Raw genomic sequence first — 7,075 nt, forward strand, 5'->3', positions numbered from 1 at the left:
AACGTAGATGTCTAACATTGACTACTTTTGGGTAGCTTTGTCCAGGTTTTTACGAGCGGTTAATCAAAAAATCACCTTCAAACCATCCGTTAAATCGGTTACAGAATCGGCGGTCGAACTTCCTTCGGCATTCTACTATATTTCTCAGAAAGCTATCCGGGTAATACAATGAGATTGAGAAACATAGAAAACAGGGAAACCTTGTCAAACCTCACCAATAGGATGAAACTTATGCGTGTAACTACTGTTACGATTTTCAGCGTGCTCGCTCTGCTAGCTCCAGGGCTGACTAAAAAGGCAAATGCAGCCTTCGAGTCTAAACCCTTTGTGCAGGAACAGTACCGCAGAGACTTTACAGCTCCCGCCGATCCGGGTGCGTCAGTACAGCCCGAAGCAACTACCCAAGGAGATATGTTTAACAAGCCTTTTTATGCAGGAGAGCAAAAGCCTGTGAGAAAGGAAAAAACTATCTCCGCAGGAGCAGACGGCCCAGAAGTTGCCGCCATACAGCAGCGGTTGCTGGTTCACGGTTTCGCGATCGGGACGATCGACGGTTCCTATGGTTCTCGCACCACATCCGCTGTCAGTGCCTTTCAGCAGTCTAAGCGGTTGAACTCCGACGGCATCGTGGACAAAGAAACTTGGACAGCTTTAGCCGCAGATCCGGCGCCAGCTTCTGAAAATTTGCAGGGGAATGCTCCCACTCAGAACAGCGATCCTGTTCCCGGCAATCCTGCAACTGCTCTGACTAAAGGTGCTGCCGGTTCCAAGGTGAAGACGCTACAGGTGCGTCTGGAAATGCAGGGTTACGATCCGGGCCCCATCGACGGCATTTTTGGCGCTCGCACTGCTACGGCTGTGAAGAAATTTCAGGAGTATAAGGGTTTGACTGCTGACGGCGTGGTTGACGAAATCACCTGGAAGGCGATCGGGCAAAACTAAGTAATGAGTTAAAAATACGGAAAATTGCTGTGCCTATAACTCAATAAACCCGGCGTGCAAAAATGACCGGGTTTTTGGATGTTGACTTATCGCTATGTTGTGTGTTATAATAATCAAATGTCAAAATGCGGATATGGCGAAATTGGCAGACGCGCCAGATTTAGGTTCTGGTTCCGAAAGGAGTGAAGGTTCAAGTCCTTTTATCCGCATCGCTTTGTAAGGAATGAGAATTAAATAACTTACAATTTTTATTCTTCTTGTGGGATGGGCGTCCCGCCCGTCCTTTATGGACGGGCGGGACGCCCATCCCACAAATATGTGTAAATTATTTAATTCGCGATCCTAAGACTTATGGCTATGCCATTGAGGAGTCTCGATCGATCCTCGATTAACCGGTTTTTGCTCACAAGGAAAGGCGATCGTCTCTTTCTTCAATCAGAACACCTATCCTCGCCGCCTTTAGTCTTCCATTGGTCTGATTCAACCTCCCCCGCCGGATTCGCTTGATTTTCCATTACATTAAATCTGCATTACTTTCTGTGGTCGATTGTATGGGATTACGTGCGGGTTACACTCCGTTACAATCCCAGAAACCTTGCAAACAAGGAGTTTCGAGATTGTACAAACACATAAAAATAAAGGCGGCACCCAGATTTGAACTGGGGGTGGAGGTTTTGCAGACCTCTGCCTTACCACTTGGCTATGCCGCCGTTACGTCTGAAAATTGACGTTATACGATAATACACTAAATCCTGATTATTTCAACATATCTCTCAAAAATTTCCATCGCCCAATGTTCGTTAGCGAAGCCCGCCCCTACGGGGGCTACGCCAACGAAGAGGATCGCTCTCAAAACGGCATCCCAGGCTAATCTAGAAATAGCTCGATCGCCTCCGCTTTACCCGCAACAGCAGCCATGACACCAGATTCTCCCCTACTCGTCGCCCAAATCACCGACACTCACTTGTTCGCAGAGTGCGATCGACAATGGAAAGGAATCTCGACAACCCGCACCCTGCTAGCAGTTCTCGATCGCCTGCAACAGATACAGCCGCCCCCCGACTTACTGTTGCTGACAGGCGACTTATCCCAAGACGAAACACCCGAATCTTACCAGCGCCTCATCTCCCTCATCGCCCCCCTGGGAATTCCCGCCTACTGGATACCGGGAAACCACGACAACATCCCAGTCATGGCAGAAATCTTAAATCAGCCGCCGATTTCCCCTGAAAAATCCTGGATGCTAGGAAACTGGCAGTTTGTGCTGCTTTCGAGTGTGGAAGCGGGATGCGACGGCGGGCGGCTTTCCCCAGACAGCTTGCAGTGGCTGGACTCTCAACTGCAACAAACGGGCGATCGATTTGTTACGATCGCTTTGCACCATCATCCGCTGGCGATCGACTGTGAAATCATGGATGGAATGATGCTGCACAATGCCGATGAATTTTTCGCAATTGTCGATCGATACCCTCAAATCAAAATCGTCCTTTGCGGGCACATTCACCAAGAATTTCATCAACAGCGAGACGGAGTTTCCTACTTGGGCACGCCGAGTACCTGCATCCAACTGCTACCCAAAAGCCATCCGATTGTCCTCGATACTATCGGACCCGGATTTAGATTGCTCGAATTGGCGATCGATGGTACTTGGGAAACTAAGATTGAGCGAGTAGCCACAGAACCTGCAACAACTTGATAATTTACAGTTAAGAGGTGGTGGGTAGTTGTGCGATCGACAAATCCAAGAATCCTCTACTAGGTTCGTAGTGAGGACTTCAGTCCGCATCAAATTGGTTAGTAGTGAGGACTTCAGTCCCCAGTAAAAATCATATAACTCAAGTCCAAACGAGCCAACCAATTTGATTGTGTTGCTTCAAACGCAAACAGCAAACAACAATATTCAGCAAGTTTCTGAACCCAAATTTACAAATCATAGAACATATTTTTTACTGAATTATATATCAAAACAGTATTAGCAAAAACACACTCAATTGTCAATCTATCAACAGATAGATATCTTTATTAAGGTCAACATTTTATGATAAGTATTGACCGTAAATTGCAGACATATTTAGAGCGCACCGACAACGAACAAAAATATATCTGACAACCTTACAAAACAGGAGAAACTTAATATGTCTCAAGTCAATGGCGTCATGATGCAGTATTTCCACTGGTACAACCCCGCTGATGGCAGCCTGTGGAATCAGCTAGCAGAATCTGCAAAAGATTTAGCAAAAATAGGCGTGACATCCCTGTGGTTGCCGCCCGCCTATAAAGGAACCGGCGGCGGGATGGATGTAGGTTACGGTGTTTACGACATATTCGACTTAGGTGAATTCGACCAAAAAGGATCGGTACGCACCAAATACGGCACAAAAGATGAATATTTGCGCGCGATCAAAGCTGCACAAGATGTAGGAATTCGGATTTATGCCGATGTTGTCTTCAACCACAAATTAGGTGCAGATGCAGAAGAAGAAGCCGAAGCCACACCCTTCAATCCAGACAACCGCAATGACACCGTAGGCGAATATCAAAAAATCAAAGCTTGGACGCATTTCACTTTCCCAGGCCGCGACAAAAAATATTCCAGCATGGAGTGGCATTGGTGGCATTTTGACGCCATTGATTACAACGTTTACAACACAGACACCCATGCCGTTTACCTGCTCAAAGACAAAGAATTCGATCGAGGGGTAGACTTAGAAAAGGGCAACTTTGACTACCTCATGGGTTGCGATTTAGATATGGACAACCCAGAAGTCACCGGCGAATTAAAATATTGGGGCGAGTGGTATGTCGATACAACAAACGTTGATGGATTTCGCTTCGATGCCGTCAAACACGTAGCAGCAGAATTTTTCCAAGAATGGTTGGAACACGTCCGCAACTATGCCAAACGCGACCTATTTGCCGTCGGTGAATATTGGTCTTACGAAGTGGAAGCTTTGCACTACTTCATCCAAGCAACGGATGGTAAAGTATCGTTATTTGACGCGCCCCTCCACTACAACTTCCACGCTGCTAGCAAAGCCGGCAATAGCTACGACTTGCGTACCATTTTTGACAACACCCTGGTAAAAGACCAACCAACCCTCGCGGTTACTTTGGTTGACAACCACGATTCGCAGCCTTTACAATCTCTTGAATCAGTTGTCGAGGCTTGGTTTAAACCCTTAGCTTACGCTTTAATCCTGCTGCGTAGCGAAGGATATCCGTGCATTTTTTACCCAGATTATTACGGCGCAAACTATAAGGACACAGCAAATGATGGCAACGAATACGAGATTTGGTTAGACAAACATCAAGGGATTCTCGATCAATTCTTGTTCGCACGCCAAACTTATTCCTACGGGAATCAGTACGATTACTTCGACCACGCCAACACGATTGGCTGGACGCGACTCGGAGATGAAGAACATCCGGGCGGTATGGCTGTGGTACTGAGTAATGGAGGCGATGGCACTAAGTTTATGGAAGTCGGACATCCAAATCAAACTTATATTGACATCACCGAACACATCAAAGAACCGATCGCAACTAATGACGATGGTTGGGCTGATTTTAGGTGCAACGCCGGTTCAGTTTCTGTCTGGGTTCCTCAGCCCTAAGCATGACCTAAATCTTGACGGCATCCTCTATCTGAAGTAGGGTGCGCGCTGCGCACCTTACGGCTACGATCGTCCTATCCAACCATTTTTTACTTGGCTATTTCTGATTTTTGCTGATTAAAGCCTGTTCGTAGTGAGGACTTCAGTCCTCTCTTTCTAATCTTACTTTTAGGCGATCGCGCCACTAAATTATTTAAATAAAAAATTATGAAACTTGCAGAAAAAGTTGCCGTGATTACGGGCGGCGGGTCGGGCATTGGACGTGCAGCAGGAATATTAATCGCCCAAGAAGGCGCAAAAGTTGCAATTATCGATCGCATTTTAGAAACAGCACAAGAAACCGTCCGCGAGTTGGTCAATCAAGGAGGTTGCGGGCTGGCGATTGCCGCAGATGTGGCTGATTCTAAGCATATGCAACAGGCATTTGAAACAATTTTTGACGAATATCAAAGAATTGATATTGTGTTCGCAAATGCGGGGATTAATGGTGTCTGGTCGCCGATAGAAGAAATAGAACCGGATGAATGGGATCGGACAATTAACATCAACCTCACAGGAACTTTTTTGACGGTTAAGTATGCTGTTCCTTATCTCAAAAAACAAGGAGGTTCCATCGTCATTACATCATCGATTAATGGCACCAGAAGCTTCAGGAAAGTTGGCGCTACAGCTTACGCTTGCAGCAAAGCAGCGCAGGTAGCTTTTGCAAAAATGCTGGCACTAGAACTTGCTCCCAGCCACATCAGAGTCAATGTGATATGTCCGGGTGGAGTGCTGACTGCGATCGATCAAAGTACCGTTAAGCGCCATCTCGATCGCATCCTAGTCCCGGCTGATTGTATTAAAGATGTGATTCCGTTGACTGATAATACCGCAGGTTCCAGCGAAGAAATCGCTCAATTAGTTTTATTTTTGGTGTCCGATGCCTCCAGCTTTATCACAGGTACTGAAGTCTGGATTGATGGCGGCGGTTCTTTGATTTAAAATCTGATATTATGCAAGTTTATAGGACTTACACATGGGTATCGAGAAACCGGGTTTCTTCCCTAATTCCTCGCTACTAAACCCTAATTTTTCTAAGAAACCCGGTTTCTAACCCGCCGCGCGCAATTCATATTTGATAAATATTCCCCCCAATTCTCCATTGTTTGACAGCAGTTTGCAATCTCTGCGGTAGCCAGTTATCGTACTGAGGATAAACAGGCAAACGCTGCACGAGTTGCCATTCGGCTGCTGCTAAAATTTCTGTTAAAGTTTGGTGTTGCAGGTGAGGATAATCTGGATTAACTTCATCCAGTGGCCCAATTCCACCTAAATCTCTCGCACCTGCTTCTAAACAAGCTAGCAATATTTGGGGCTGTGCAACTAAATTCGGCGGAATTTGTAGGGCGATTTCAGATGGTAAAATGCTGCGGGCGATCGCAATTACTTGTGGCATTTTTGTAGTATCAAAAACTTCGCCGTCCCAACTTTGCTTGTTTCCCGGACTGTGAGGCTGCAAAATAACTTCTTGAATGTGATTGTAGCGCGAATGAATCCGGGCGATCGCCTCCAACGTCTCAATCCAATCCGCCTCAGCTTCCCCAATTCCCAACAGCAAACCAGTGGTAAACGGAATCTGCAATTCCCCAGCCCATTCTAACTGTTGCAGCCGCAGCGCCGGCACTTTACTCGGTGCGTGTCGGTGAACCGTTTTTAACAAATTGGGGGACAACTGTTCTACCATGAGCCCCATCGAGACATTCACCTGTTTTAACTGTGCCATCTCCTCAAAGCTGAGCGGCCCCACATTAGTATGCGGTAAAAATCCGAGACTAAGTGCCAGTTCGCACAAATCGTAAATCCGCTGAAACCAGGCTTTGCGCCGTTGACTCTGGGGATGTACCTCGCCGCTGAGGATGAGAATTTCAATTACACCTTGAGGAAGCAGCAATTTGAGCTGTTTTTCGGCTTCTGTGAGTGTTAGCCAAGGACTTTGCAGCGGTTCGGCCCGAAAATTGCAATAGGTGCAGCGATTGTAACACTCGTAGGTGGGAACCAACGTATAGGCAGGGCTGTAGGTGACGGTGCGGGACATTCCTTGAGATTTTTATCGATCGGACTTACGCAATAACATATATATCTCACTGGGAGTTTTGCGGTTGGCGATCGCGCTCCTTCATTTATCTTAACACTCACGCCAGTCCCGAATCTCGTTATCAGCTAAATTATGAGCATTTTTTTCTTGGTGCGATCGCCATCCCATTCCTTTCTCAGCCATTAAACCCTTGTATAGCAAGCTTTACAGCTATATATTAATTATACTTATAATACTTATAAGAAAAACTGTGCTTAATACCCCTTTACAAACCGAAATAAAAGCTTTATGTTTATTTACATGGCGGAACACAAAGCCGTCACGAACATTGAAAACCAAATAAAGCAATCATAAAACCATGACAGCTACCTTACAGCAGCGCGAAAGCGCCAACCTGTGGTCGCAGTTTTGCAACTGGGTCACCAGCACCGACAACCGCATT

Annotated in this window: 5 protein-coding genes and 2 tRNA genes; 5 read left to right on the forward strand and 2 right to left on the reverse strand. The window is 46.3% G+C overall.

Going from position 1 to position 7,075, the window contains the following annotated elements; all coding sequences use genetic code 11:
* The first annotated feature begins 231 nt into the window (after positions 1–231).
* Positions 232–942: a peptidoglycan-binding protein gene (locus JGK20_RS31470; protein WP_293187046.1), complete on the forward strand. Its 711-nt coding sequence runs from the start codon at positions 232–234 to the stop codon at positions 940–942.
* 127 nt (positions 943–1,069) lie between these two features.
* Positions 1,070–1,151, forward strand: a tRNA-Leu gene (locus JGK20_RS31475).
* A 430-nt stretch (positions 1,152–1,581) separates the two neighbouring features.
* Here the strand turns inward: JGK20_RS31475 and JGK20_RS31480 are convergent.
* Positions 1,582–1,652 (reverse strand) — tRNA-Cys (locus JGK20_RS31480).
* A gap of 206 nt (positions 1,653–1,858) precedes the next feature.
* Here JGK20_RS31480 and cpdA point away from each other — a divergent pair.
* From cpdA to JGK20_RS31495, 3 genes are all read left to right on the forward strand, one after another.
* Positions 1,859–2,638 carry a 3',5'-cyclic-AMP phosphodiesterase gene (cpdA, locus tag JGK20_RS31485; RefSeq protein WP_293233420.1) on the forward strand — a complete coding sequence of 260 codons (780 nt, stop codon included), beginning with the start codon at positions 1,859–1,861 and terminating at the stop codon, positions 2,636–2,638.
* Between the two features lie 439 nt (positions 2,639–3,077).
* A complete protein-coding gene (locus JGK20_RS31490) occupies positions 3,078–4,556 on the forward strand; it encodes an alpha-amylase (RefSeq protein ID WP_293187048.1) in 1,479 nt (492 codons plus the stop codon).
* Between the two features lie 207 nt (positions 4,557–4,763).
* Positions 4,764–5,540: an SDR family NAD(P)-dependent oxidoreductase gene (locus JGK20_RS31495; protein ID WP_293187049.1), complete on the forward strand. Its 777-nt coding sequence runs from the start codon at positions 4,764–4,766 to the stop codon at positions 5,538–5,540.
* Between the two features lie 127 nt (positions 5,541–5,667).
* Here the strand turns inward: JGK20_RS31495 and cofG are convergent, their stop codons facing one another.
* Positions 5,668–6,633, reverse strand: coding sequence for a 7,8-didemethyl-8-hydroxy-5-deazariboflavin synthase subunit CofG (gene cofG, locus JGK20_RS31500; RefSeq protein WP_293193836.1), 966 nt, complete (start codon positions 6,631–6,633; stop codon positions 5,668–5,670).
* Positions 6,634–7,075: the final 442 nt, after the last annotated feature.

This window comes from Microcoleus sp. PH2017_05_CCC_O_A (assembly GCF_020738785.1).
GTDB lineage: Bacteria > Cyanobacteriota > Cyanobacteriia > Cyanobacteriales > Microcoleaceae > Microcoleus.